19 protein-coding genes and 1 tRNA gene are annotated in these 22,761 nt (G+C 62.6%); 5 read left to right on the top strand and 15 right to left on the bottom strand.

Annotation, left to right across the window (positions count from 1 at the left end):
* Positions 1 to 5: 5 nt before the first annotated feature.
* Positions 6 to 443: an AraC family transcriptional regulator gene (locus B0E51_RS04760; RefSeq protein WP_143525790.1), complete on the top strand. Its 438-nt coding sequence runs from the start codon at positions 6 to 8 to the stop codon at positions 441 to 443.
* A 137-nt stretch (positions 444 to 580) separates the two neighbouring features.
* Here the strand turns inward: B0E51_RS04760 and B0E51_RS04755 are convergent.
* Positions 581 to 667, bottom strand: a tRNA-Leu gene (locus tag B0E51_RS04755).
* A 285-nt stretch (positions 668 to 952) separates the two neighbouring features.
* Between B0E51_RS04755 and rnr the strand changes: the two genes are divergently transcribed.
* The 3 genes from rnr to B0E51_RS04740 are packed head-to-tail and all read left to right on the top strand — an operon-like array spanning position 953 to position 4,532.
* Positions 953 to 3,520, top strand: coding sequence for a ribonuclease R (gene rnr / locus B0E51_RS04750; RefSeq protein ID WP_254424426.1), 2,568 nt, complete (start codon positions 953 to 955; stop codon positions 3,518 to 3,520).
* Positions 3,517 to 4,263, top strand: coding sequence for a 23S rRNA (guanosine(2251)-2'-O)-methyltransferase RlmB (gene rlmB / locus B0E51_RS04745; protein WP_077443710.1), 747 nt, complete (start codon positions 3,517 to 3,519; stop codon positions 4,261 to 4,263). Before rnr ends, rlmB begins: the two co-directional genes overlap by 4 nt.
* On the top strand, positions 4,260 to 4,532 hold the full coding sequence (locus B0E51_RS04740) for a hypothetical protein (protein WP_077443709.1): 273 nt from the start codon (positions 4,260 to 4,262) through the stop codon (positions 4,530 to 4,532). The genes rlmB and B0E51_RS04740 overlap by 4 nt, the downstream gene beginning before the upstream one ends.
* A gap of 15 nt (positions 4,533 to 4,547) precedes the next feature.
* On the opposite strand, the gene phoU is transcribed toward B0E51_RS04740, so the two are convergent.
* The 6 genes from phoU to rnt form a co-directional block, all read right to left on the bottom strand.
* Positions 4,548 to 5,273, bottom strand: coding sequence for a phosphate signaling complex protein PhoU (phoU, locus tag B0E51_RS04735; protein ID WP_077443708.1), 726 nt, complete (start codon positions 5,271 to 5,273; stop codon positions 4,548 to 4,550).
* Between the two features lie 191 nt (positions 5,274 to 5,464).
* Complete coding sequence (pstB, locus tag B0E51_RS04730; RefSeq protein ID WP_077443707.1) at positions 5,465 to 6,274, bottom strand: phosphate ABC transporter ATP-binding protein PstB; 810 nt, start codon at positions 6,272 to 6,274, stop codon at positions 5,465 to 5,467.
* Positions 6,267 to 7,133, bottom strand: a complete 867-nt coding sequence (gene pstA / locus B0E51_RS04725; RefSeq protein WP_077443706.1) for a phosphate ABC transporter permease PstA — start codon at positions 7,131 to 7,133, stop codon at positions 6,267 to 6,269. The genes pstB and pstA overlap by 8 nt, the downstream gene beginning before the upstream one ends.
* The gene (pstC, locus tag B0E51_RS04720; RefSeq protein WP_077443705.1) at positions 7,133 to 8,152 is read right to left on the bottom strand and encodes a phosphate ABC transporter permease subunit PstC; all 1,020 of its coding nucleotides are present in this window, start codon (positions 8,150 to 8,152) and stop codon (positions 7,133 to 7,135) included. The genes pstA and pstC overlap by 1 nt, the downstream gene beginning before the upstream one ends.
* Before the next feature lie 87 nt (positions 8,153 to 8,239).
* Positions 8,240 to 9,271, bottom strand: coding sequence for a phosphate ABC transporter substrate-binding protein PstS (gene pstS, locus B0E51_RS04715; RefSeq protein WP_077443704.1), 1,032 nt, complete (start codon positions 9,269 to 9,271; stop codon positions 8,240 to 8,242).
* 170 nt (positions 9,272 to 9,441) lie between these two features.
* The gene (rnt, locus tag B0E51_RS04710; RefSeq protein ID WP_077443703.1) at positions 9,442 to 10,101 is read right to left on the bottom strand and encodes a ribonuclease T; all 660 of its coding nucleotides are present in this window, start codon (positions 10,099 to 10,101) and stop codon (positions 9,442 to 9,444) included.
* Between the two features lie 359 nt (positions 10,102 to 10,460).
* Here rnt and B0E51_RS04705 point away from each other — a divergent pair, with 359 nt between their 5' ends.
* Positions 10,461 to 11,807, top strand: a complete 1,347-nt coding sequence (locus B0E51_RS04705; protein WP_077443702.1) for a hypothetical protein — start codon at positions 10,461 to 10,463, stop codon at positions 11,805 to 11,807.
* A gap of 232 nt (positions 11,808 to 12,039) precedes the next feature.
* Here B0E51_RS04705 and B0E51_RS04700 read toward each other — a convergent pair whose 3' ends face one another.
* The 8 genes from B0E51_RS04700 to B0E51_RS04665 all read right to left on the bottom strand — a co-directional run bounded on the left by B0E51_RS04700 (position 12,040) and on the right by B0E51_RS04665 (position 22,679).
* Positions 12,040 to 13,539 (bottom strand): efflux transporter outer membrane subunit, encoded by a 1,500-nt coding sequence (locus B0E51_RS04700; RefSeq protein ID WP_077443701.1) that lies wholly within the window; start codon positions 13,537 to 13,539, stop codon positions 12,040 to 12,042.
* A gap of 4 nt (positions 13,540 to 13,543) precedes the next feature.
* On the bottom strand, positions 13,544 to 14,752 hold the full coding sequence (locus B0E51_RS04695; RefSeq protein WP_077443700.1) for an efflux RND transporter periplasmic adaptor subunit: 1,209 nt from the start codon (positions 14,750 to 14,752) through the stop codon (positions 13,544 to 13,546).
* Complete coding sequence (locus tag B0E51_RS04690) at positions 14,742 to 17,978, bottom strand: efflux RND transporter permease subunit (RefSeq protein ID WP_077443699.1); 3,237 nt, start codon at positions 17,976 to 17,978, stop codon at positions 14,742 to 14,744. The genes B0E51_RS04695 and B0E51_RS04690 overlap by 11 nt, the downstream gene beginning before the upstream one ends.
* A 286-nt stretch (positions 17,979 to 18,264) precedes the next feature.
* A complete protein-coding gene (locus B0E51_RS04685; protein WP_077443698.1) occupies positions 18,265 to 19,656 on the bottom strand; it encodes an ATP-binding protein in 1,392 nt (463 codons plus the stop codon).
* Positions 19,657 to 19,666: 10 nt separating this feature from the next.
* Positions 19,667 to 20,332, bottom strand: coding sequence for a response regulator transcription factor (locus B0E51_RS04680; protein ID WP_077443944.1), 666 nt, complete (start codon positions 20,330 to 20,332; stop codon positions 19,667 to 19,669).
* Between the two features lie 82 nt (positions 20,333 to 20,414).
* Entirely contained in the window at positions 20,415 to 21,038 is a 624-nt protein-coding gene (hflD, locus tag B0E51_RS04675) for a high frequency lysogenization protein HflD (protein ID WP_077443697.1), read from the bottom strand.
* Between the two features lie 10 nt (positions 21,039 to 21,048).
* A complete protein-coding gene (mnmA, locus tag B0E51_RS04670; RefSeq protein WP_077443696.1) occupies positions 21,049 to 22,197 on the bottom strand; it encodes a tRNA 2-thiouridine(34) synthase MnmA in 1,149 nt (382 codons plus the stop codon).
* Positions 22,194 to 22,679 (bottom strand): NUDIX hydrolase, encoded by a 486-nt coding sequence (locus B0E51_RS04665; protein WP_077443695.1) that lies wholly within the window; start codon positions 22,677 to 22,679, stop codon positions 22,194 to 22,196. Before B0E51_RS04665 ends, mnmA begins: the two co-directional genes overlap by 4 nt.
* Positions 22,680 to 22,761: the final 82 nt, after the last annotated feature.

Below are 22,761 nucleotides of genomic sequence, written 5' to 3'. Positions count from 1 at the left end.
TTCCGGTGAATCAAGTCTTCAGCAATGCGGCGGATGCAGAGGAAGAAATAGTCGGATGCCATGACGACCGCGGTATGGTCGATGCGGCGTCGCGGTTTCTTGTTGCGCATCTGCCGCCGCTTGATCCGAATGTCGAGACCGTCTGCCATGTCGTGGAAGAGATCATCAATGATCGCAGCCTGACGCGGGTCGAGGATGTCGCTGATCGATGCGGCATTCGGGATAGAACATTGCAGCGGCTGTTCCATCGTTACGTCGGCGCAAGCGCAAGGTGGGTGGTCAAGCGGTACCGGATATATGAGGCGCTTGAGCAACTCGCTGCCGGGAAGCCGGCTGAATGGGCGATGCTGGCCCAGGATCTTGGGTACTACGACCAAGCGCACTTCATTAATGACTTCAAGAAACTCGTCGGCCGATCACCGAGCGAATACGTCAAAATATGAAGCTTGTTCCGACGGAGGCGGCGAATTTTGCCCTGCCCAAAAGGTGAGGGTCGCGCATGCGTACCAACCTGCGTACCAGCTCGATCGAGCCCCTGAAAAGACGAAAGCCGCCCTGGAGGGCGGCCTTCGTTTACAATTGGTGCCCAGGAGAGGACTCGAACCTCCACGGAGTTGCCCCCGCTAGCACCTGAAGCTAGTGCGTCTACCAATTCCGCCACCTGGGCAGGTGTCACACCGCTCTGCGAGCTGCGTGAGCCGCGTAATTTAGGCATCTGTCGGTAGCTTGTCAACTCTTTTTCACATTCCGATCTTTCACACCCAATCATCGCGTCGTGTCATTCTCCGCGCCGCGCATACCACAAGGATATTTAGTGACCAGAAAAACTCCCCCGCAGTCCGGCAAGGGTCCGGACGCATCTGCAGGCAAAGGCCCGGTGAAAACCGCCGTCAAGAAACAGCGCGCCGGCGCAACCTCCGGACCACGACGCAACAAGGCTGCCGCAGGCGCCGTGCGTGACCCCCATGCCGATCGCGAAGCGCAGCGTTATGCGCGCCCGATCCCCAGCCGCGAGGCGATCCTCGCCCTGCTCGAAGAGCGCGGTGAACTGCTGACCGAGGCACGTGTTGCCGAAGCGCTGGACATCCATGATGAAGACGACCTCGACGCGCTGCGCAAGCGGCTGGCGGCGATGGTGCGTGACGGCCAGCTCCTGCTGGGCCGGCGCGGTGGCTATGCGCCAACCCAGAAACTCGACCTGATTGCCGGCCGTGTGCTGGCCAATGCCGAAGGCTATGGCTTCCTGCGCCCTGATGAAGGTGGCGAGGATCTGTACCTGTCGCCGCAGCAGATGCGCGCCGTCATGCATGGCGACCGCGTGCTGGCCAGCGTGGTCGGCATCGACCGACGTGGCCGCAAGCAGGGCGCGATTGCCGAAGTACTTGAGCGGCGTTCGTCGCGGCTGGTCGGTCGGGTGGTGATCGAGAACGGCGTAACCCTGGTGGCGCCGGACGATCGTCGCCTGAACCAGGACGTGTTGATCAAGCCGGGACAGGAGCAGGGCGCCAGTTCCGGCCAGATCGTGGTGGTCGAGATCACCGATCCGCCGACGCTGCATCGTGGTCCGATGGGCGAGATCCGCGCGGTGCTGGGCGAGCGGCTGCAGCCATCGCTGGTGGTGGAGATGGCGATTGCCAGCCACGACCTGCCGCACGAGTGGCCACCGGAAGTGCTGCGTGATGCAGCGCAGGTCGAGCCCGTGGTGACTGCTGCCGAGCGCGAAGGCCGCACGGATATCCGTCAGCTGCCGCTGGTGACGATCGACGGAGCCGATGCGCGCGACTTCGATGATGCGGTGTATGCCGAGCCGAAGCGCGGTGGTGGCTGGCGGCTGATCGTGGCGATCGCCGACGTGTCGCATTACGTGCAGGTCGGCAACGCGCTGGATCGCGAGGCCTACGAACGCAGCACCTCGACCTATTTCCCCGGTTTCGTGGTGCCGATGCTGCCGGAGACGCTGTCCAACGGTATCTGCTCGTTGATGCCCAAGGTCGAGCGGATGTGCATGGTCTGCGACATGGCGGTCGATGCCGAAGGCAATGTCACCAAGTCGAAGTTCTATGACGCGGTGATGCTGTCGCATGCGCGGCTCACCTACGACAAGGTGTGGCAGGCGGTGGGCCTCAAGGAGGCTGATGCACGGCATGAAGTTGCCGACGTGCTGCCACAGCTTGAGAACCTGCACGCGCTGTACAAGGCGATGGCGCAGCAGCGCAAACGTCGCGGCGCGATCGATTTCGAGACGCCGGAAGTGAAGTTCCGCCTCGACCAGACCGGCAACGTCGAGTCGATGGGCGCCACCGAGCGCAACGACGCGCACAAGCTGATCGAGGAATGCATGATCGCCGCCAACGTGCAGGCGGCGCTGTTCCTCGAAAAGAAGAAGATTCCCGCGCTGTTCCGCGCGCATGAGCCGCCGCCGGCGGAGAAGTACGAGGACCTGCAGCAGTTCCTGCGCGAGTTCAAACTGCGCATGCCACCGGTAGAAGATGTCACGCCAGCCGACTTTTCCGAAATCCTGCGCATGGTGAAGGATCGTCCCGAGCGCGAGCTGATCCAGAACGTGCTGCTGCGCTCGCAGAGCATGGCGGCGTATCAGCCGGACAATCGTGGCCATTTCGGCCTGGCGCTGCAGGCGTATGCGCATTTCACCTCGCCAATCCGCCGCTATCCGGATCTGCTGGTACATCGCGCGATCCGCTACGCATTGACCAACGGCAAGCCAGCCGACTACACCTACAGCCCTGCCGAGATGTCGGCAATGGCAATCCATTGTTCACAACGCGAGCGTCGTGCCGAAGAGGCCGAGCGCGATGTGGACGAGCGCTTCAAGTGCGCGTGGATGGAGAAGCACATCGGCAGCGAGTTCGAGGGCGTGGTGACCGGCGTCACTTCGTTCGGCCTGTTCGTGGAACTGGACGAATCGAAGGTGTCCGGCCTGGTGCATATCAGCCAGCTCGCCAACGATTACTACCACTTCGATGCGACCCGCAAGCTGTTGAAGGGTGAGCGCACCGGTGCGCAGTTCCGGCTCGGCGACCATGTGCGTATCCAGGTGCTGCGCGCCAGCCTGGAGGATCGCAAGATCGATTTCCGGCTGGTGTCGCCGCGTGCAACGGGCACACCGCCATCCGCCAGTGGCAAGGCTTACGACTATGCGGCCAGTGGCGAGCGTTACTCATTGCCCAAGCGCGCTGCGCCACCGGAGAAGGCACAAGGCATGTTCGGCCGTGCCGCGAAGGCGATTGGTCGCGCGTTCGGTCGCCGCGATGCCGTAGTGCCGGAGACACCTGTACTGAGTGATAATCCGCCACCGCGCTCGTACGCTTCCAGGCCATCCACGGATGGCGGCAATCGCCCGCATCGCGGATCGGCACCTGGCAAGCCCGCACACGGACAACCGAGTCATGGCAAGCGGCAGGGCCAAGGCCATGCCGCCAAGGCTGCGCCGGTATCCTCACCGGCGAGTGGCGGCAAGAAGCGCAGCGGACGCAAACCGAAACCGAAAGGCAAGTCATGAGTGAGAGCTGGATCGTCGGTATCAATCCCGTCGAAGGTGCGCTGAGCAACGACGCGGAGCGCGTGAGTGAGCTGGTCGTCGAGAACGGTCAGCGCAACCCGCGCGTGCATGAGCTGGTCGAGCGCGCGAAGGCGCTGAAGATCACTGTGAACCATCGTCCGCGCGAGCAGTTGGACAAGCTCGCTGGCGAAGCACGTCACCAGGGCGTAGCGGCGTTGTATGAGCCGCCACCGATGGCACACGAGAACGACCTGGCGGCACTGATGGAGCGCGACGGCAGCAACACGCTGGTACTGGTGCTGGATGGCGTCACCGATCCGCACAACCTCGGCGCCTGCCTGCGCAGCGCGGCGGCGGCGAAAGTCACCGCGGTGATCGTGCCGAAGGATCGCGCCGTGGGTCTGACGCCTGTTGTGCGTCGCGCCTCGGCTGGCGGCGCCGATCGGGTGCCGCTGATCGCGGTGACCAATCTGGCGCGCACGCTGCGCGAGCTAAAGGATGCCGGCGTGTGGATCACCGGCCTGGCCGGTGACACCGACACCTCGATCTATGGCGTCGACTTCAAGGGTCCGGTGGCACTCGTGCTTGGCGGCGAAGGCGAGGGCATCCGCCGGCTCACCCGCGAGCTGTGCGATTTCGTGGCGAAGATCCCGATGCCGGGCACGATGGAGAGCCTCAATGTCTCGGTCGCCACCGGCGTGGTGCTGTTCGAGGCCTTGCGGCAGCGGAGTGCGAAGCGATGAATCTGATGTGGCATGACTGGGCCGGCTATATCGGGGTGCTCTTGGTGCTGCTGGCGTTCCTGCTGCTGCAGGCGCACAAGCTGCACGGCAATGGTCTGACCTATCAGCTGATGAACATCTTCGGCGCGCTTGGCGTGATGTTGTCGCTGCTGTTCGGCAGCTTCAACACCTCGGCTTTCGTGATGGAAGTCGCCTGGGCAGCCATCGGCATCTATGGCGTGCTGCGTGGCATGCGCCTGCGCCGCGAGCAGCGCTCGCGGGGAGCCTGATTCCGCCGGGAGGCTTCAACCCCCCAGCTTGGTCATTTCCGGATTCGAGGTGAGATCACCCTTGCTGCGCTGCTTGGTCAGCGGCTCGCCGGTGACCTGGAACCACACGTTCTCGGCGATGTTGGTGGCGTGGTCGCCGATGCGTTCGATGTTCTTCGCCATGAACAGCAGATGCGTGCATGGCGTGATGTTGCGCGGGTCTTCCATCATGTAGGTGAGCAGCTGGCGGAAGTAGCCGGTATAGGCCTCGTCCAGCACCACGTCATCCTTCCACACCTGGTAGGCACGCTCGGCATCGCGGTCGCGATAGGCCTCGAGCACTTCGCGCACTTCGTTGGCGGCCAGCTCGGCGAGATGTCCCAGGCCACCAACGGGGCCCACTGGCGCGACCATCGACAACGGGATCGAGCGCTTGGCCACGTTGGCGGCATAGTCGCCGATGCGTTCGATATCGGCGGCGATGCGCAGCGCGGCGAACACGTTGCGCAGGTCGCCAGCCATCGGTGCGCGCAGTGCCAGCAGGCGCACCACGTCGTGGCTGATGTCCTGTTCGAGCTGGTCGATCGCGTCGTCGTTGCTGACCACGTGCTGCGCGGCACGTTCGTCGCGACGCTCAACCACATCGATCGCCGCTTCCAGCTGGCTTACCGAGAGTTCGCCCATGCGCACGATCTCGCCGGTGAGCCGTGCCAGCTCGTCGTCGTAGCTCTTGATGATGTGTTCTTTGCTGCTGCCGCTCATGGTGTGCCTCGAGGTGTGCTGTCTGAATATTGCCGTCAGCTTCCAGTTTCGTCATTCCCGCGAAAGCGGGAATCCATCTTGTCTTTGCCATTGGCTCGACACGCGTAAAGCAAAGGTCAAAGTGGATTCCCGCTTTCGCGGGAATGACGCCTGACGGGTAGGCTTTACTTTTGCCAAGCGCGGCTCCCGTACTAACCAAAGCGGCCGGTGATGTAGTCCTCGGTCTGCTTCTTGCCCGGCTTGGTGAAGATCTTCTCGGTGCCGTCGAACTCGATCAGCTCGCCCATGTACATGAACGCGGTGAGGTCGGAACAGCGTGCCGCCTGCTGCATGTTGTGGGTGACGATGACGATGGTGAACTGGCTTTTCAGCTCTTCCACCAACTGCTCGATACGGCTGGTGGCGATCGGATCCAGCGCCGAGGTTGGTTCGTCCAGCAACAGTACCTCGGGCTTCAGCGCTATCGCGCGGGCGATGCACAGGCGTTGTTGCTGCCCACCAGAAAGGCCGAGCGCGTTCTGCTTGAGCTTGTCTTTCACCTCGTCCCACAGCGCGGCGCTGCGCAGCGCCTGCTCGACGCGGATCGTCATGTCCGCCTTGGACAACTTCTCGTGATGGCGGATGCCGTAGGCCACATTCTCGAAGATCGTCATCGGGAACGGTACCGGCTTCTGGAACACCATGCCGACCTTGCCGCGCAGGCGGTTCATCGAATAGCCCGGGTCGAGGACATTCTCGCCGTCCAGCGTGACTTCGCCCCTGGCCTCGAGCTTCGGATAGATCGCGTAGATGCGGTTGAAGATGCGCAGCAGGGTGGACTTGCCGCAGCCGGACGGCCCGATGATCGAGGTGACCTTTTTTTCCGGGATATCCATGTTGATGCCTTTCAGCGCATGGAAACCGTTGTAGTAGAAGTGCAGGTCGCGCACGGTGAGTTTTGGCGCGACAGCCGATGTGGCCGCCACCTGCGCCGGGTTCATGGCGAGGGCGGAATCAGTCATGGGACACCTTGGTACGGGAAAGGACCAGACGGGAGGCAAGGCTTAGCAGCAGCACGAACATGGTGACCACAAAGGCACCGGCCCACGCCATGGCGTGCAGGTCGTCGCCCGGGTCGTTGGCGTATTGATAGATGATCTGCGGCAGGCTGGACATCTTGTCGATCGGATTGACCGCCATGTAGTTGTTGCCGAACGCGGTGAACAGCAGTGGTGCGGTCTCGCCGCTGATCCGCGCCAGCGCCAGCAGCACGCCGGTGATGATGCCCGAGCGCGCCGCGCGAATCAGGATCTGCAGGGTCAGTTTCCACTGCGGCACACCGAGTGACAACGCCGCTTCGCGCAGCGTGGACGGCACCAGGCGCAGCATCTCGTCGGTGGTGCGCACGATCACGGGCAGCGCGATCAGCGCCAGCGCCACGCCGCCGGCAAAACCGGAGAACGTGGTCGAGCCGTGGGTGAGCGCCGTACTCGGCAGCACGATGATGGTGTAGACGAACAGGCCCATCACGATCGACGGTGCCGACAGCAGGATGTCATTGAGGAAGCGGATCGTCTCGCCCAGCTTGGTGCGATTGGCGTACTCGGCCAGCCAGGTGCCGGCCAGCACGCCGATCGGTGTGGCGATAGCGATGCCGATGAAGTTGATGATCAGACTGCCGACCATCGCATTCGCGAGGCCGCCATCGGCACCGTTTGCAGTGATCCTGGTGAACAGCTTGAGGTTCAGCGCACCGATACCCTGACGCAGGGTTTCCCACAGGATCCAGGCCAGGAACGCCAGGCCGATCAGGGTGGCCAGCATGCTCAGCCCCATCGCCAGCCAGTTGGTGATGCGCCGACGCAGATAGATCGCGCTCATCAGCTGCCTTCCTTTTTGGCCAGCTGGCGCAACATCAGTCGCGCGATCAGCAGCACGAAGAAGGTGACCACGAACAGCAGGAAGGCCAGCGCCATCAGCGAGGATTTCTGCAGGCCGGAGGCTTCGCTGAACTGGTTCGCGATGGTCGAGGCGATCGAGGTGCCGGGATCAAGCAACGAGGCCGACAGCGTCATCGCATTGCCGAGCACGAAGGTCACCGCCATCGTCTCGCCCAGCGCACGACCAAGGCCGAGAAAGATGCCGCCGATCACCGCCGAGCGGGTATATGGCAGCACGATATCCCAGGAGACTTCCCAGGTACTGGAACCGAGCGCATAGGCTGATTCCTTCAAGCGGGTCGGGACGGTCTGGAACACCTCGCGCATCACCGAGGAGATGAACGGGATGATCATGATCGCCAGCACGATGCCGGCCACCAGGATGCTGGCGCCGAACGGGTAACTGCTGCCGAACAGCTTGCCGACGAAGGGCACGTGCTGTGCTACCCATGACAGCTTGCCGTCATCGGGCTGGTCGCCGAGGTTGTTGGTCAGCCACGGCTTGATGTGGTTGGCAAAGAACGGGGCGAAGATGAAGAGGCCCCACATGCCGTAGATGATCGAGGGGATGCCGGCCAGCAGTTCGATGGCCGAAGCCACCGGTGTGCGCAGCCACGCAGGTGCCACCTCGGAAAGATACAAGGCGATGCCGAAACTCACCGGCACCGCGATCAACAAGGCGATCAGCGAGGTGGCGACGGTGCCGTAGACCGGTACCAACGCGCCGTAGACATCGTTGCCGGGGTCCCACGCCGTGCTGACCAGGAAGTGCCAGCCGAACGTGGAGAATGCACTGCGTCCACCCCACAACGTGGCGCCAGCGGCGCCGAGCAGGGCAGCAAGCACCAGCAGGGCACAGCCTTTGAGCAGCCAGCGAAACAACCGTTCGTCACGGGCATCGCGGCGACTGCGCCGCTCCAGGACGTCGATGGACGATGCAACGGTATCGGTTGCCGGCATGAATATCCCATGTTCCGTTGAACTGAAAACCTTCTCCTCCGCATGCGGAGGAGAAGGTTTGATGCTGCATCTAACGAACGATCAGGTTCAGTGCTTGTACTCTGCAGCCCAGTAGGCTTCGATCTTGCTGACCAGGGCATTCGGCAGCGGCACGTAGTCGAGCGCCGCGGCGTCCTGCTGGCCGTGTTCGAGCGAGAACTTGAAGAAGTCGAACGCCACCTTGCTGTTCGCCGCATTCTTCGGCGTCTTGTACATGATCATCCAGGTGGTGGCGGTGATCGGCCACGCCTGGGCACCCGGAGCATTGGTCATGATCAGGTTGAAGTCCTTGGCGCTGGCCCAGTCCGCGGTAGCGGCAGCAGCGGCGAAGGCATCTGCGTTCGGCTTGATGAAGTTGCCGGCGGCATTCTTCATGTCGACCCAGGCGATCTTGTTCTTGACCGCGTAGGCATATTCCACGTAGCCGATCGCACCCGGGATCTGGTTCACGTACTGCGACACGCCTTCATTGCCCTTGCCGCCGACGCCGGCCGGCCATTCCACGGCGGTGCCGAACTTCACCTTGCTGGCCCATTCCGGGCTGACCTTGGACAGATAGTTGGTGAAGTTGAACGAGGTGCCCGAACCGTCCGAACGATGCACGACCGTGATCTTGCCGGCGGGCAGCTTCAGCCCGGCATTCAGCGCAGCGATCTTCGGATCGTTCCAGTTGTTGATCTTGCCGAGGAAGATGTCAGCCAGGGTGGCGCCGTCCAGCTTGATCTGGTCAGCCTGCACACCGGCGATGTGTACCACCGGCACGATGCCGCCAACCACGATCGGGAACTGTCCGAGGCCGAACTGCTGCAGATCCTCGGCCTTCATCGGGGCGTCGGAAGCGCCGAAGTCGATGGTGCCTTCCTTGATCTGCGCGATGCCGGCACCGGAGCCGACCGACTGGTAGTTGAGGTGGTTGCCGGTCTTTTCGGCATACGCAGCCGACCACTTGGACATGACCGGATAGACGAAGCTGGAGCCGGCGCCAGTGATGTCGGTAGCCTGTGCGGCCATGCCGAAGCTCGAGGCCGCGACGAGCGCAGCAACGGCGGCGAATCGAATCGGGAATTTGCTGGAGGTCAAGACGGTAGCTCCTTGGAGGGTCGAGAGGATGCGACCCCGCCATTTCAGGCTTTTCGTATTGCCATTGGATGAAATGAATGTTTCAGTCAGATGACAATCCCTGATGGACTGTCATGGCGATCGCATGAAATCGCTCCATCACAGCTTGTAAATGCGCATGGGTGGCGGTTTCAGGCCGCATCCAGCCCGCGCTGGGCCTGTTCGAGCAATTCAAGCTGGCGCCAGCGATTGACCACGCTGCAGAACAGTTCGGCGGTGCGTTCGGCGTCATATACCGCTGAATGCGCTTCGCGGCTGTCGAACGACAGGCCGGCAGCCAGTACCGCCTTGCTCAATACGGTCTGGCCAAAGGCGAGGCCGCCGAAGCTGACCGTATCGAAGCAGCTGAATGGATGGAACGGATTGCGCTTGTGACCGGTACGGCGTACCGCCTGATTGAGGAAGCCCAGGTCGAATGCGGCGTTGTGACCCACCAGGATGGCGCGCTGGCAGCCCGCCTCTCGCACCGCTTCACGCACCACATGAAAGATATGGTCGAGTGCCAGCCGTTCGGCGAGCGCACCGCGTAGCGGGTTATAGGGATCGATGCCGGTGATCTCCAGTGAGCGCGGGTCCAGGTTTGCGCCTGGAAACGGCTCCACGTGCGTCGACACCGTGGGTTGCAGGCGCAGGCAGCCGTCGGTGTCCATCGTCAGCGGAACGGCCGCAATTTCCAGCAGGGCGTCATGTTCCGCATCGAAACCGCCGGTTTCGACATCGACCACCACCGGAAGAAAGCCGCGGAAGCGTTCGGCCATGCGCGCGGGTACAGCGTAAGAGAGATCAGGCATCGAACAAGCATAGCAGCAGGTTCCAGGGCCTCATCCGTCAGCCGCATCACCAATGCAGGCAGGTCTGACCCTTGGCAATACGTAATCCCTGTCTCTGCCTCCGTGTTGTCTGGTCACTCCCCCGAATGCCCAAAGCCGTAGGTGACGAGACCGCGCAGAGTGCAATGAGCGCAAGAGTTTTCGTCTGTGACACGCACGGTCGCACCGTAACCTGATTGTCATTTGCGATTTACGCGAGTGTCATATTCATCACACAAACTTAATACAAGTGCGGTGCAGCTGACCTGTCCGTGGCTCATAACAGCCACCGGCAAGCGCCGTAGAACGACATTCTTGTCCCCGATGCGGAGCTTTTCATCATGCGCAACAAACTCGTCGCCGTAGCCATCGCCGCCGTGCTCGGCACACTCAGTGTCAGCGCGCACGCCGATGACAGCACTATCAATACCCTCAGTGACCTTTTTACCCAGGGTCATGTCGATGGCGAACTTCGCGTGTACGACTTCAACCGCACCTATGACTACAGTGTTGCGGCGAAGCCGAGTGCTCGCGCCTTTGGTGGCTCGATCTTGCTGAATGCACAGACTGCCTCGCTGGATGGCTTCAGTGCCGGTGCGTCGCTGGTAAGCGCGAATGCCCTGGGCTCGCTTGCTGACAATCCGAAGCGGGTCGATACCACGCTGATGGGTGCCAGCGATTCGCTGACGGCGCTGAGCCAGGCCTATCTGCAGTACAAGAATGACTGGGTCATGGCACGTGCCGGCTATCAGTATCTGAATACGCCGTGGATGGGCAACAGCGATGGCCGCCTGACTCCCAATTCATACGAAGCCTTGAGCGCCATTTTCACGCCGGTGAAGGGCTGGGACATCATCGGTATCCGCGAGCTCAGCTACAAGAGCCGCACCTCCGACGATTACTTCAACGACAACAACTATTACGCCAGCGCCTACCAGGGAGACACGCTTTACGGCGGCAACCAGGGCCTGCCGCTGACGGCGAAACAGACCAGCGGCACCTGGGCTTTGGGTAGCACGTACGTCAATGGCGGCCTGAAGGCTCAGGGCTGGTACTACGACTTCCTCGACTTTGCCCGTATGGGTTACGCCGACGGCAGTTATGTCTTCAAGACCGGCACCGGTTTCGACCCGGTCATCGGTTTCCAGGGCTTGACCGAAAGCGGCAGCGGTTCCGACAACGTGCTGGTGGCAAACCATCTCAAGATCAACGGCGTCGCCGGCACCAAGGTGGACAGCAGCGCGTGGGGTGCCAATCTCGGTGTGGTGATTCCCAACGGCCGCTTCGACGTGTTCTACAACAAGGTTGAACAGGAGACCGGTTCGGCCATCGGCGATGGTTCGATCATCTCGCCGTTCACTGCCAACTACGCCACCGATCCGCTGTACACCACCTCGATGATCCGTGGTCTGGTGGAAGCGGGTCCGGGACATGCGTGGAAGGCCAAGATGACCTACGGCTTCTTCAACAACAGCCTGCAGCTGGTGGGTGCGTACGCCAAGTACACCACGGATCTGAACGGTGACTTCCACGATACCTACTTCGACATCATCTACAACTTCAGCGGCTTCCTCAAAGGTTTCCAGATCCGCGACCGCTGGGAAAAATCCTCGGGTGGCATCAACAACCTGAACCCGGGCAACAAGCCGTTTACCTACAACCGCGTGATGCTGACCTACAAGTTCTGATCGACGATGACCAGTCTGTCATGTCGCTGATCAGAAACTGTCACAGCGGCGTGGCAAGCTGATTCCGTCGAGACTGAACTTATCAAGAGTTATCGCAAGGGAGTTCGACCCAGGGACGGAAAACGGCGGGCATAGCCCGCCGTTTGCTTTTTTGGAATCGCGCTGTGCCGCGCGGATGCGTGTTGCACAGCCTGATGAAACCAACGATCAGTCGCGGTCGATCCGTCGATATTCAGTGTGCCGCCGCTATCGGTTCATCCGATGGCGGCGTTTTCATCTGCGCGCTGCTCCAACCGCCGCCCAGCGCACGGATCAGGTTCACGCTGGCCTGCAGGCGACGCGTACGCACCTGCTCGGCATTGCGCTTGGCCTGCAGGTAGCTGGTTTGTGCGGTGACCACGTCGAGGTAATTCACCACGCCCTCGCTATAGCGGTTGGTGGCGATCTGTGCTGCTTCCTCAGCGGCGGCAGCGGCATCATCCTCATCGTGCGCCTCATTGCTGAGGTTGGTCAGCAGCGAGAGGTTGTCTTCCACCTGCTGGAATGCATTCAACACGGTGACGCGGTATTGCCCGGCAGCCTCATCGAACGAGGCCCGGGCCTCGCGCTCCTTGGCATGCCGCCGACCACCGTCGAGCAGGCTCAACGCGCCAATCGGACCCAGTGCCCACATCCGGTTGCCGGCAGTCAGCAGACTGCCATTGCCGGTGTTCTGCCAGCCGAAAAGGGCCGACAGGCTGAAGCTCGGGTAGAACGCGGCGCGGGCGACGCCGATCCCAGCGTTGGCTGCAAAGGTGCGTCGTTCCGCGGCAGCGATATCCGGGCGCCGCTCCAGCAAGGTGGAGGGAATGCCTGCCGGGATCGCCGGCAGTCCGATCTGTATGTCGGAGGCAGCTAGCGAGAAGCGCGATGCGGGTACACCGACCAGGGTGGCAATGGCATGCTCGGTAAGCGCGCGTTGTGCAGTCACTTCGGCCGCTTGCGCCATGGCATCGGACAACTGGTTCCTGGCACGCGACACCGACAGTCCGGAGGCGATGCCACCGGCCATGCGGTTCTCGGTCATGGTCAGTCCCTTGCGGTACGCATCCAGCGAACCGTCGAGGATGCGCGCCTGGATGTCGTAACCACGCAGCAGGATATACAGGTCGGCGAGTTGCGATTGCAGGCTGAGCTTGGCCGACGCCAGATCGGCATCCGCGGCCTGGGCCTGCGCCTTGCCCGCGGCGACCTCGTTGCGGACGCGGCCCCAGAAATCAAACTCGTAGTCGGCAGAAAACTGCGCGGTGTTGGCATCGTATTCGTCAGGCTGCCCGTTGCCGCGCAAGGGACGGTTATTCGACTGACGGTTGTTGCCTGGACTGGCTTCCACACCCAGGTGTGGGAACAGCTGCGAGCGGACTTCGCCTTCGTAGGCATGCGCCATGTCATAGCGCGCCAGCGCCACTGCCAGCGATGGATTGCCGGCGTCGAGACGCTGCTCCAGTCCATCCAGCGTCGAATCGTTGAAGACCTTCCACCAGTCGCCGCGCGCCTGCGTATCGGCAGGAGCGGCGGCAGTCCATAGTCCGTTGCCTTCCTTGTAGTTCAAGGGAACGGCGATCGCCGGACGTTGATAGACCGGCGCCAGCGAACAACCAGCCAGCGCAGCCATCAGACAGCCGGCCAGTACACGACGGCCGCATGCCGGCCAGTGCAAGAGGCGTTTGGGATTTACAAAATGGGCAGTCATGCGATCAACCTTGCTTCGATCGCGCAGACGAGCTGTGTGCCGCAGGCGTCGTCGTGGCGAGACGCACTTGGTCGCCCTGTGCCAGCGAATCCGGCGGATGATCGATGATGCGATCGCCCGGCTGCAGGCCATGGTCGATTTCCAGCGCATCACCCAGATCCATGCCGATATGAACGTCGCGCAGCTGTACGCGATGGTCCGCACCCAGCACGGCGATCTGCGGACCGGCGGCGCGGAAGATCAGCACTGTCGCCGGCACGCTGATCAGGTGCGTATTCACGGATACCGGAAGATTCACTTCGGCATAGTCGCCGGGCAGCAGCGCGCCATTCGGATTCGGCGCCTCGAATTGCGCCAGCAATGAACCCGAAGCCTGATTGACGGAAGCCGACGAGCCGATCAGCGTGGCTTTGTAGGACACGCCAGGATGCTCGAGCACGCTGAGGTCAACGGTCATGCCTGGCTTGATCGAGGATGCGTAACTCTGCGGAATGCGTACATACAGGCGCATCTTGCTGGTGTCGGCCACGGTGAACAGCGCCGGGCTGCTCTCGCTGGTCGCCGAGATCAGGTCACCGATGTCGGTACTGCGGCTGGTCACGGTGCCGCTGAACGGTGCCGTGATGTGCTTGAAGGATTCCAGTGCCGCCAGCCGATCCATGTCCGCCTGGGCCGACAGCACGTTGGCGGCGGCAACAGCGGCTTCGCCGCTCTTCTCATCGGCTTCCTGCTTGGAGACGGAGTTGGACGTCAGCAGATGCTGCCAGCGCTGGCTGGTGACCTGCGCCAGGTGCTCGTCCGCCCTGGCACGTACCAGCACAGCCTTGGCCTGGTCGTATTGCTGGTCCAGCTCGGGCGTGTCGATGACGCCGAGCGTGTCGCCGGCATTCACCGTACTGCCGATGTCCTTGCTCCAGCTTTTCAGATAGCCGCTGACGCGTGCATGGATCGGGGCACTTATCCACGCCTCGATGTGACCGGGCAAGGTCATCCGATGCGCGTCCGCAGAAGTCAGTGGTGCGACCAATTGCACCGTTGGCAGCTCCTGCGCATCCGTCCAGGTCACCAGCTGGTGGTAGTCGTGTGCACGCACGGCCAACCCGGCTACGGTGGCCAGCACCGCTGCCACCAGTGTGATGACGATGGCGAGTCGGAGCCGCGGCGGCTGCGTTGCCGGCTCGCTGACATTTTGCGGCGTGTCGTCATGCGACATGGGGATCTTCTCCAAGCAGGGGCGCAGTGGAAGCTGCGTGTTGTTCTTTGGCGTGGACGATGCTGAAAATCACCGGCACGAACAGCAGGGTGGCGAACGTGGCGAACAGCAGGCCACCGATCACGGCCACGCCAAGCGGCGAGTTCTGTTCATGGCTGAGCGCCATCGGCAGCATGCCGATGATCATCGCCAGCGCGGTCATGCAGACCGGGCGGAAGCGGGTGAAGCCGGCTTCCAGTGCAGCCTTGATCGGATCGCCATGTTCGGCCAGCCGCTCGCGGCAGAAGCTCACCACCAGGATCGAGTTGGCGGTGGCCACGCCCATGCACATGATCGCACCGGTGAGTGCCGGTACCGACAGCGTGGTGTGGCTGACGAACAGCATCCACACGATGCCGGCGAGTGCTGCAGGCAATGCGGTGATGATCACGAAGGGATCCAGCCACGACTGGAAGTTGACCACGATCAGCAGGTAGATCATCACCACCGCGCCGAGCAGGCCGAACAGCAGGCCGCTGAAGGCTTCGTTCATGGTGCCCACCTGTCCGCGCAAGGTGACCATGGTGCCCTTGGGCCGACTCGTGGCGAAGTCGGCCAGCACCTTGTCCACATCGGTGGCGACCGCACCCAGATCACGATCCTGCACCGAGGCATAGATGTCGAAAGAGGGCAGGATGTTGTAGTGCGAAACCACGGCGGCGCTGGGCTCGCGCGTGAAGCTTGCGATACCGCCCAGCATCTGGCTGCTCTTGTTGTTGGAGGAAGTCACCGGCAAGCGCGCCAGATCGGCCATCGAATCCATCTTGTACTGCGGGGTGGCCGCGACGATGGCGTAGGAAACACCGTTCTTCGGATTCAGCCAGAACGCCGGTGCCACCTGGCCACTGCCGGCCAGTGACGCGACCATGCTGTTGGTGACATCACGTTCGGTGATGCCCAGCGCATCAGCGCGGGTGCGGTCGACCTGGACATTCAGTTGCGGATAGCTGGTGCTCTGCTGCAGGCGCACGTCGGCGATGCCGGGAACGGCACGCAGGCGCTTCATGATCTGCGTTGCATAGGCCTCGTTCTCGGTGCTGTTGCGCCCGGTGATCGACACATCCAGTGGTGCAGGTGCGCCGAAGTTCAGGATCTGGCTGGTCATGTCGGCGGGCAGGAAGGCGAACTCGGTACCGGGGAATGCCTTCGGCAACTGCTCGCGCAGTTTCCTGACGAAATCCGCGGTGGGCCCATGTCCTTCCTTCAATTCGATCTGGATGTCGCCATCCTGCGGACCGATGGTGCCGGTATTGCTGTAGACCAGGTTGACGCTGCTCAACGGCAGGCCGATGTTGTCGATCACCGAATCGAGCTGGTCACGCGGGATGACTTTTCGGATGGCCGTTTCGATATGATCGAACTCCGCCGCAGTCTCTTCAACGCGGGTGCCCATCGGCGCACGCACGTGCAAGGCGATCGAGCCGGCATCCACATCAGGGAAGAAATCGCGCCCGAGGAACGGCACCAGGGCGAACGAGATCAGCACGAAACCAAGAAAGCCGAGGATGAAGTTGCGGCGACGGGTCAGTACCACGCCCAGCATCGCGTAATAGGCATCACGAATCCGGGTGAAGTGGTGCTCGAATTTCAGCTGGAACGCGATCGCCTTGCGCACGAGAAGATTGCGATGGGCATGGTGCTGATCGCCCTCGTGATGATTGATGTAGCCATCTTCAGGATGGTCGCCAACGCCTTTCTCGGTGACATGCGGCTGCAGCAGGTACATCGCCAGGGTCGGCACGAGCGTGCGTGACAGCACGAACGACGAGACCATCGCAAAGATCACCGCAAGCGCCATCGGGCGGAACAGGAAGCCGGCAATGCCGTCGAGCATGAACATCGGCACGAACACGATGCAGATGCACAGTAATGAGACAAATGCGGGTGTGACGATCTGCCTGGCGCCATCCATGATCGCCGAGTGCACGTCCTTGCCCTGTTCGAGGTGCCAGTTGATGTTCTCGATGGTCACCGTGGCATCGTCGACCAGGATGCCCACCGCGAGTGCCAGGCCACCGAGCGTCATGATGTTGAGGGTCTGACCAGTCAGCGAGAGCAGGGCGATCGAGGACAGGATCGCCAGCGGGATCGACACCGCGATGATGACGGTGGAACGCCAGCTGCCGAGGAAGACCAGGATCATCACCGAGGTCAGCAAGGCCGCGATGATGCCTTCGCGCGCCACCGAGGCGATTGCCGATTTCACGAAGACCGACTGGTCGTTGAGCATCGAGATCTTCAGCGACGGCGGCATCGTCTCCTCGATCAGCGGCATCAGTTTCCTGACACCGGCGACCACGGCCAGCGTCGAGGCGTCACCGGTTTTCAGGATCGGCATCAGCACCGCGCGCTTGCCATCCACGCGCACCACATTGTTCTGCGGCGGTGAACCGTCACGCACGTGGGCGACCTGACCGATCGTGATGGTCGCGCCGTTGATGGTCTTGATCGGCAGGTTGTTCAGTGCGGCGAATGCCTCGGGGCTGTTGTTGAGCTTGACGTTGTATTCGTAGGTGCCGATCTTGGCCGTGCCGACCGGAATGATCTGGTTCTGCGACGCCAGCGCATTGGCCACGTCCTGCGCCGACAGGCCTTTCGCATCGAGCGCCTGCGGATCGAGATCGAGGGTGATCTGGCGCTGCTTGCCACCGTACGGTGTCGGAATCGCCACGCCATCCACCGAGGTCAGCGTGGTACGCACGTCGTTCTGCGCGATGTCACGGATCTTCGATTCGGACAGCGTCCTGCTCGACAGCGCCATCTGCAGCACCGGCACGGTCGAGGCGTTGTAGTTGAGAATCAACGGTGGCGTGATACCGGGCGGCATCTGCTTCACCACCGTCTGCGAGATCGAGGTGACCTGCGCGGTCGCGGTGCGGATGTCGGTGCCGGGCTGGAAGAAGATCTTCACCACGCCGGCGCCGGGCAGCGATTGCGACTCGATGTGCTCGATGTTGTTGACCGAGGTGGTCAGCGTGCGCTCGTAGTAGTAGATGATGCGGCCGGACATCTGGTCGGGCGGCATGCCCTTGTAGGTCCACACCACGCTGATCACCGGGATGCCGATGTTCGGAAAGATGTCCGTCGGCGTGCGCAGGGCAGCGAGCGGCCCTGCGATCAGGATGACCAGCGCCAGCACGATGAATGTGTAGGGGCGTGACAGCGCCAGGCGAATGAGACCAAGCATGATGAACTTCCTGCAGCATGTGACGGGCACGGCCGCACAGCGAGGCGCTTCACCGCGCTGCGCCGATGGTTGTCGTGATTCAGGGAATGACGCGCGTAGTCAGGGTCGACTGCACGTATTCATTGCCCGGCGATGTTTCATGGTGGTGACCGTGGAGCATGCGAAAAGAGACGAGTGCCATCTGACGGCCACATCATCGCAAGCGAGTCTTGTGGAAACCTTTTGCGTGCGCCAGCGGACCAGCAGCAGTCATCCGGCATTCGGTTTCAGTGCAGGAAACAGGCACTCAAGCCGATGCGGCAAGCATATGTATGCGCACCTGCAGACCCTGGCCGTAGGGTGAGGCGAGTAGCTCGATGCGTGCGTCGTGCAGCTCCACCGCACGCTGAACGATGCTCAGCCCAAGGCCATAACCGCGAGATTCACTCTCCGCGGCTCGATGGAATCGCTCGAAAACGACATCCCTGCGCTCGGCCGGGATGCCTGGACCATCGTCGCAGATGCTGATGATCACCTCGCGGCCCTGCTGTTCAATCGAAACCTCGACCCGGCCGGCCTGCTGCGTGTAGCGCAGGGCGTTCTCGATCAGGTTGCGAAACATCGCGGTCAATGCAGCCTCGTGACCCTGGACCCACAGTGCGTCCATCTCGTGATTGAGACTGAGCGCGATGTCCTTGTCGGCGATCACCGGTGCCAGTTCTTCGATCACCTCGGTGGCAAGACTGACCAGCTCCAGGCGCACCCGCTGCTGTGAAGCTGCGCCAGCCTCCAGGCGTGCCAGTGCGAGGATCTGCTCGACCCGCCGTGCCAGCCGCGCCAGGCTCTGCTGCGCGCTCTGCAGGGTGAACTCGATCTCGCGTGGATCATTGGCGATCTGCGCGCTTTCCAGATGGATCATCGTGGCCGTCAACGGAGTACGCAGCTCGTGCGCCACATCGCTGGCGAACCGGTGCTCGCGTTCGATGGTGTCTTCCAGTCGACCCAGCTGCTGGTTCAGGGTCACGACGAGTGGCGTGATCTCGCGCGGCGTGTGTTCGACCGCGATCGGCTGGCGGCTTCCAGGCGTGCGTGTCCCCAGTTGCTCGGCAAGCAGGGCCAGCGGGCGCAGACCGCGCTTGACGGCCAGGCTCGCCAGCAGCGCGAGCAGCGGCAGGCCGATGAACAGGGGCAGGCTGTGCTCCATGACCAGGGCACGGGTGATCTCGCGGCGGTTGTCATAGCGCTCGCCGATGCGTATCACCAGCCCGGCCTGATTCTGCAGGATGAACGTGCGCCACGTTTGATCCTGCACATCGAGATCGCGGAAGCCCCGTTCCTCGGCAGATGGCGCCGACAGCCCGGAAAAATTGGATGTGGCCGCAAGCAACTTGCCGTTTGCGGCGTACGCCTGGAAGCCGACCTCCGGCTCATAGTTGTGTTTGTGCACCCGCACCAGGACGGCGCCACGCAATGCTTCAGCGGGCAATGTGGCATCCGGCGACTCGGTTGCAAGGGAGGCTGGCGCTTGCGCAAGCAGCGCACCCACCGTGCGGCCGGCCTGTGCCAAACGCCCGTCGAGCAGCTGATCCATCTCGCGCAGCTCACGCTGGTAACTCAGTACGCCCAGCGGAATCAGCACACCGATCTGTACGGCAATGATCAGCCAGGTCAGCCGGGTGCGCAGGCTTGCCGCTTTCATTTGGACTCGTTCATTTGGGTTCGCGTGGAACCATGTAGCCGATGCCGCGCACGGTACGAATCGCTTCGGGGCAAAGTTTGCGCCGCAACCAATGCACCTGCACCTCGATCGCATTGCGTTCCACCACGGTATCCAGTCCGTAGACCGAGTTTTCCAGCGCTTCGCGGCGCACGATATGACCGGCGTGCTCCATCAACGCCTGCAGCAGCGAGAATTCGCGGCGGGTAAGGCTTATCTGGTTGCCGCGGAACTCCACTTCGGCGGTGGCCAGGTTCAGGCGCAGGCCGCCTGCCTCGATCAGGTTATCGGCCATTCCCCGCACCCGGCGGGTGAGCGAGCGGATACGCGCCACCAGTTCACCCACATGAAAGGGTTTGACCAGATAGTCGTCGGCACCGAGGTCCAGGCCGCGGATGCGGGTTTCCAGCGCGTCCCGTGCGGTCATGATCAGGATCGGTGTCTTCACACCGTCCCGGCGCGCTTCGAGCAGCACATCCATGCCATCCATGCCGGGCAGGCCGAGATCGAGCAGCACCAGATCGGCGGTGGGGTCACGCAGCGCGCGTGCAGCCTCCTTGCCATCACGCAGCCAGGTCACGGCATAGGACTGCTGCACCAGTGCATGCCTGATCGCTTCGCCCAACTGGTTGTCGTCTTCCACCAGCAGTATGTGCACGTCGGTTACCTGCGAGCCAAGGTCTTCAAGTGAAACCATCCCGGCACATTCTGGACGAGCAAGCTTTTCGGTTTCTTTTGGATCAACGGTTGTCCAGCGTTGCCCCGGTCAGGAGGCCACGCGCCAGCATGCTGCACTGGCGTCGGTACAGCAGCAATTGCCACTGACGACCGCCGACCTGCCGCCACAGCACGGCCGAACGCACCGCGGCCAGCAAATTGCTGCGCACCTTTTCCACCACGCTGGATTGTTGCAGTTGCTGCGGATTGCCGCTGACCATCACCCTCGGCTTCAGCGTGGACAGGGTAGACGCGTACAGCTCGGCCAGCCGGCTGGTGACCTGCGCCGAATCCTGGCCGAAATGCTCGACCTGCCGCTGTGCCGCGAGGATGCCCTGCTGCAGCTTGCCGAGCAGCTCCGGCCGACCCGACAGGCTGCGTTCCAGTCGCATCACGGTCACCACCATGCGGGTCACCGACATGTTGGGCTCGCTTTCGTCGAGCTGTCCGATCAGGTTGCGCAGGCCGATCCGCACGTTGGAGATATTGCCGTAGACGCCGACCACCGAGGGCGCATCGATACGGAACACGCTGGCCACACTGGCCTCCATCGCGCCTTCGTCACAGCGCCCTTCATTCGCCAGCTGCTGCGCCAGTGCGCAGGCCTGGTACAGGCCTGCGAGGGAGAGCACGCGCTCTTCATTCATGGAAAAAGTTTCAAGCACGGGATTGCGGTTCTCTTGCGGTGAATGAGGTGGGGAGAGTGAAGGCCGGCAACAAGCCGCCGTAAGGTGCATCGGTGGCGGCGACCACGGCGCCACCGAGACAGACCTCACCACCGTAGAAGACCACGGATTGTCCCGGGGTGACAGCGCGCTGCGGTTCGTCGAAGCGGACTTCCAGCCCCTCGTGCAGCACAACGACGCTGCAGGCCTGGTCGGGCTGACGGTAGCGGGTCTTGGCGGTGCAGCGAAATTGTGCCGCCGGCGCGCTACCAGCAACCCAGCTCGGTGCTTCCGTTTGCAGCCGCTTCGAGTACAACCAGCGGTTCTCGCCGCCCTGGGCCACGTACAGTACGTTCGCCGGCACATCTTTGCCGACCACGTACCACGCCTCGCTGCCGGCACCGTGGCGGCCGCCGATGCCCAGGCCGTTGCGTTGCCCCAGGGTGTAATACATCACGCCCTGGTGCTCGCCGATCAGTTCTCCGTCGGGCGTGCGCATCTCGCCGGCACGGGCCGGGATGTATTGGGCGAGGAAGCTGCGGAAATCGCGCTCGCCGATGAAGCAGATGCCGGTGGAATCCTTTTTCGCGTGGGTGGGCAGCGCCGCCTCGCGGGCCAGCTCACGTACGCGGGGCTTTTCGATCTCCCCCAGCGGGAACAGCGTGGCCGCCAGTTGCTGCTGACCCAGCGCATGCAGAAAATAACTCTGGTCCTTCGCCGCATCGACCGCGCGCAACAGGCGATAACGACCTTCGTGACAATCCACGCGGGCATAGTGGCCGGTGGCGATCTTGTCGGCGCCCAGTGCATGGGCTTCGTCCAGGAAGGTCTTGAACTTGATCTCGCTGTTGCACAGCACGTCGGGATTCGGCGTGCGCCCGGCGCGGTACTCGGCCAGGAAATGTTCGAACACGCCGTCCCAGTAGGCAGCAGCGAAGTTGCGGGCATGGAACGGGATGCCGAGTCGGCCGCACACGGCCACAGCATCCTTGCGATCGGCGTCGGCGGTGCACGGGCCTGCACGGTCGTCCTCTTCCCAGTTCTGCATGAACAGGCCTTCGACCGCGTAGCCGGCCTGTTGCAGCAACAACGCAGCGACCGAGGAGTCGACGCCGCCGGAGACGCCCAGCATTACCTTCACGTCGGGTTACCTTCCGGCAGCCAGCTCAGTGTGTCCAGCGGCAGTCGCTGACCGGCCAGCCAGGCGTCGATGCTCAGCAGCACCATCGGGCTGCGCAGGCGATCACCCAGCGCAGCGATCTCGGTGCGGGTGAGCCAGAGCGCGCGGCGGATGTCGGTATCCAGCGGGCGATCCGGATCGTGGCTGAGCGCGCGGGCGGCGAAGCTGAAGCGCACGACCGCATCGCCATGCTCGGTACTGCGCCACTGGTGCACGCCGATCAGGTGCTGCAGCTCCACGGCCCAGCCGGTTTCCTCCAGCGTCTCGCGCAGGGCGGCGGCGGCGAGGCTTTCGCCTTCGTCGAGGTGGCCAGCCGGCTGGTTGTACGCGAGCCGACCCTTTACTTCTTCCTCGACCATCAGGTAGCGGTCACCGTCGGCTACCACGCAGGCCACGGTGACGCGCGGGCGCCAGACTTCGGCAGGGGAAACGGAATCGGTCATGGATACGGCAAGGCACTGGAAAAGCGGCCATTGTGCCATTACCTCTGCCGATGCACTGCTGCAGCCACTTGTCCGCTGCGGC

Source organism: Rhodanobacter sp. C05 (assembly GCF_002001165.1).
In the GTDB taxonomy this organism is placed as follows: Bacteria; Pseudomonadota; Gammaproteobacteria; order Xanthomonadales; family Rhodanobacteraceae; genus Rhodanobacter.
The sequence above is the reverse complement of the archived record's forward strand: the minus strand, read 5'-3'. Positions and strand labels throughout refer to the sequence as shown.

What these genes read in the sequence shown, in the direction of transcription:
- rlmB (WP_077443710.1), top strand. Translation starts at nt 3,517, where the DNA reads ATGAGTGAGAGCTGGATCGTCGGTATCAATCCCGTCGAAGGTGCGCTG.
- B0E51_RS04705 (WP_077443702.1), top strand. Translation starts at nt 10,461, where the DNA reads ATGCGCAACAAACTCGTCGCCGTAGCCATCGCCGCCGTGCTCGGCACA.
- B0E51_RS04685 (WP_077443698.1), bottom strand. Translation starts at nt 19,656, where the DNA reads ATGAAAGCGGCAAGCCTGCGCACCCGGCTGACCTGGCTGATCATTGCC.
- phoU (WP_077443708.1), bottom strand. Translation starts at nt 5,273, where the DNA reads ATGAGCGGCAGCAGCAAAGAACACATCATCAAGAGCTACGACGACGAG.
- B0E51_RS04740 (WP_077443709.1), top strand. Translation starts at nt 4,260, where the DNA reads ATGAATCTGATGTGGCATGACTGGGCCGGCTATATCGGGGTGCTCTTG.
- rnt (WP_077443703.1), bottom strand. Translation starts at nt 10,101, where the DNA reads ATGCCTGATCTCTCTTACGCTGTACCCGCGCGCATGGCCGAACGCTTC.
- B0E51_RS04700 (WP_077443701.1), bottom strand. Translation starts at nt 13,539, where the DNA reads ATGACTGCCCATTTTGTAAATCCCAAACGCCTCTTGCACTGGCCGGCA.
- hflD (WP_077443697.1), bottom strand. Translation starts at nt 21,038, where the DNA reads ATGAATGAAGAGCGCGTGCTCTCCCTCGCAGGCCTGTACCAGGCCTGC.
- pstC (WP_077443705.1), bottom strand. Translation starts at nt 8,152, where the DNA reads ATGCCGGCAACCGATACCGTTGCATCGTCCATCGACGTCCTGGAGCGG.
- B0E51_RS04695 (WP_077443700.1), bottom strand. Translation starts at nt 14,752, where the DNA reads ATGTCGCATGACGACACGCCGCAAAATGTCAGCGAGCCGGCAACGCAG.
- B0E51_RS04690 (WP_077443699.1), bottom strand. Translation starts at nt 17,978, where the DNA reads ATGCTTGGTCTCATTCGCCTGGCGCTGTCACGCCCCTACACATTCATC.
- pstA (WP_077443706.1), bottom strand. Translation starts at nt 7,133, where the DNA reads ATGAGCGCGATCTATCTGCGTCGGCGCATCACCAACTGGCTGGCGATG.
- B0E51_RS04665 (WP_077443695.1), bottom strand. Translation starts at nt 22,679, where the DNA reads ATGACCGATTCCGTTTCCCCTGCCGAAGTCTGGCGCCCGCGCGTCACC.
- pstB (WP_077443707.1), bottom strand. Translation starts at nt 6,274, where the DNA reads ATGACTGATTCCGCCCTCGCCATGAACCCGGCGCAGGTGGCGGCCACA.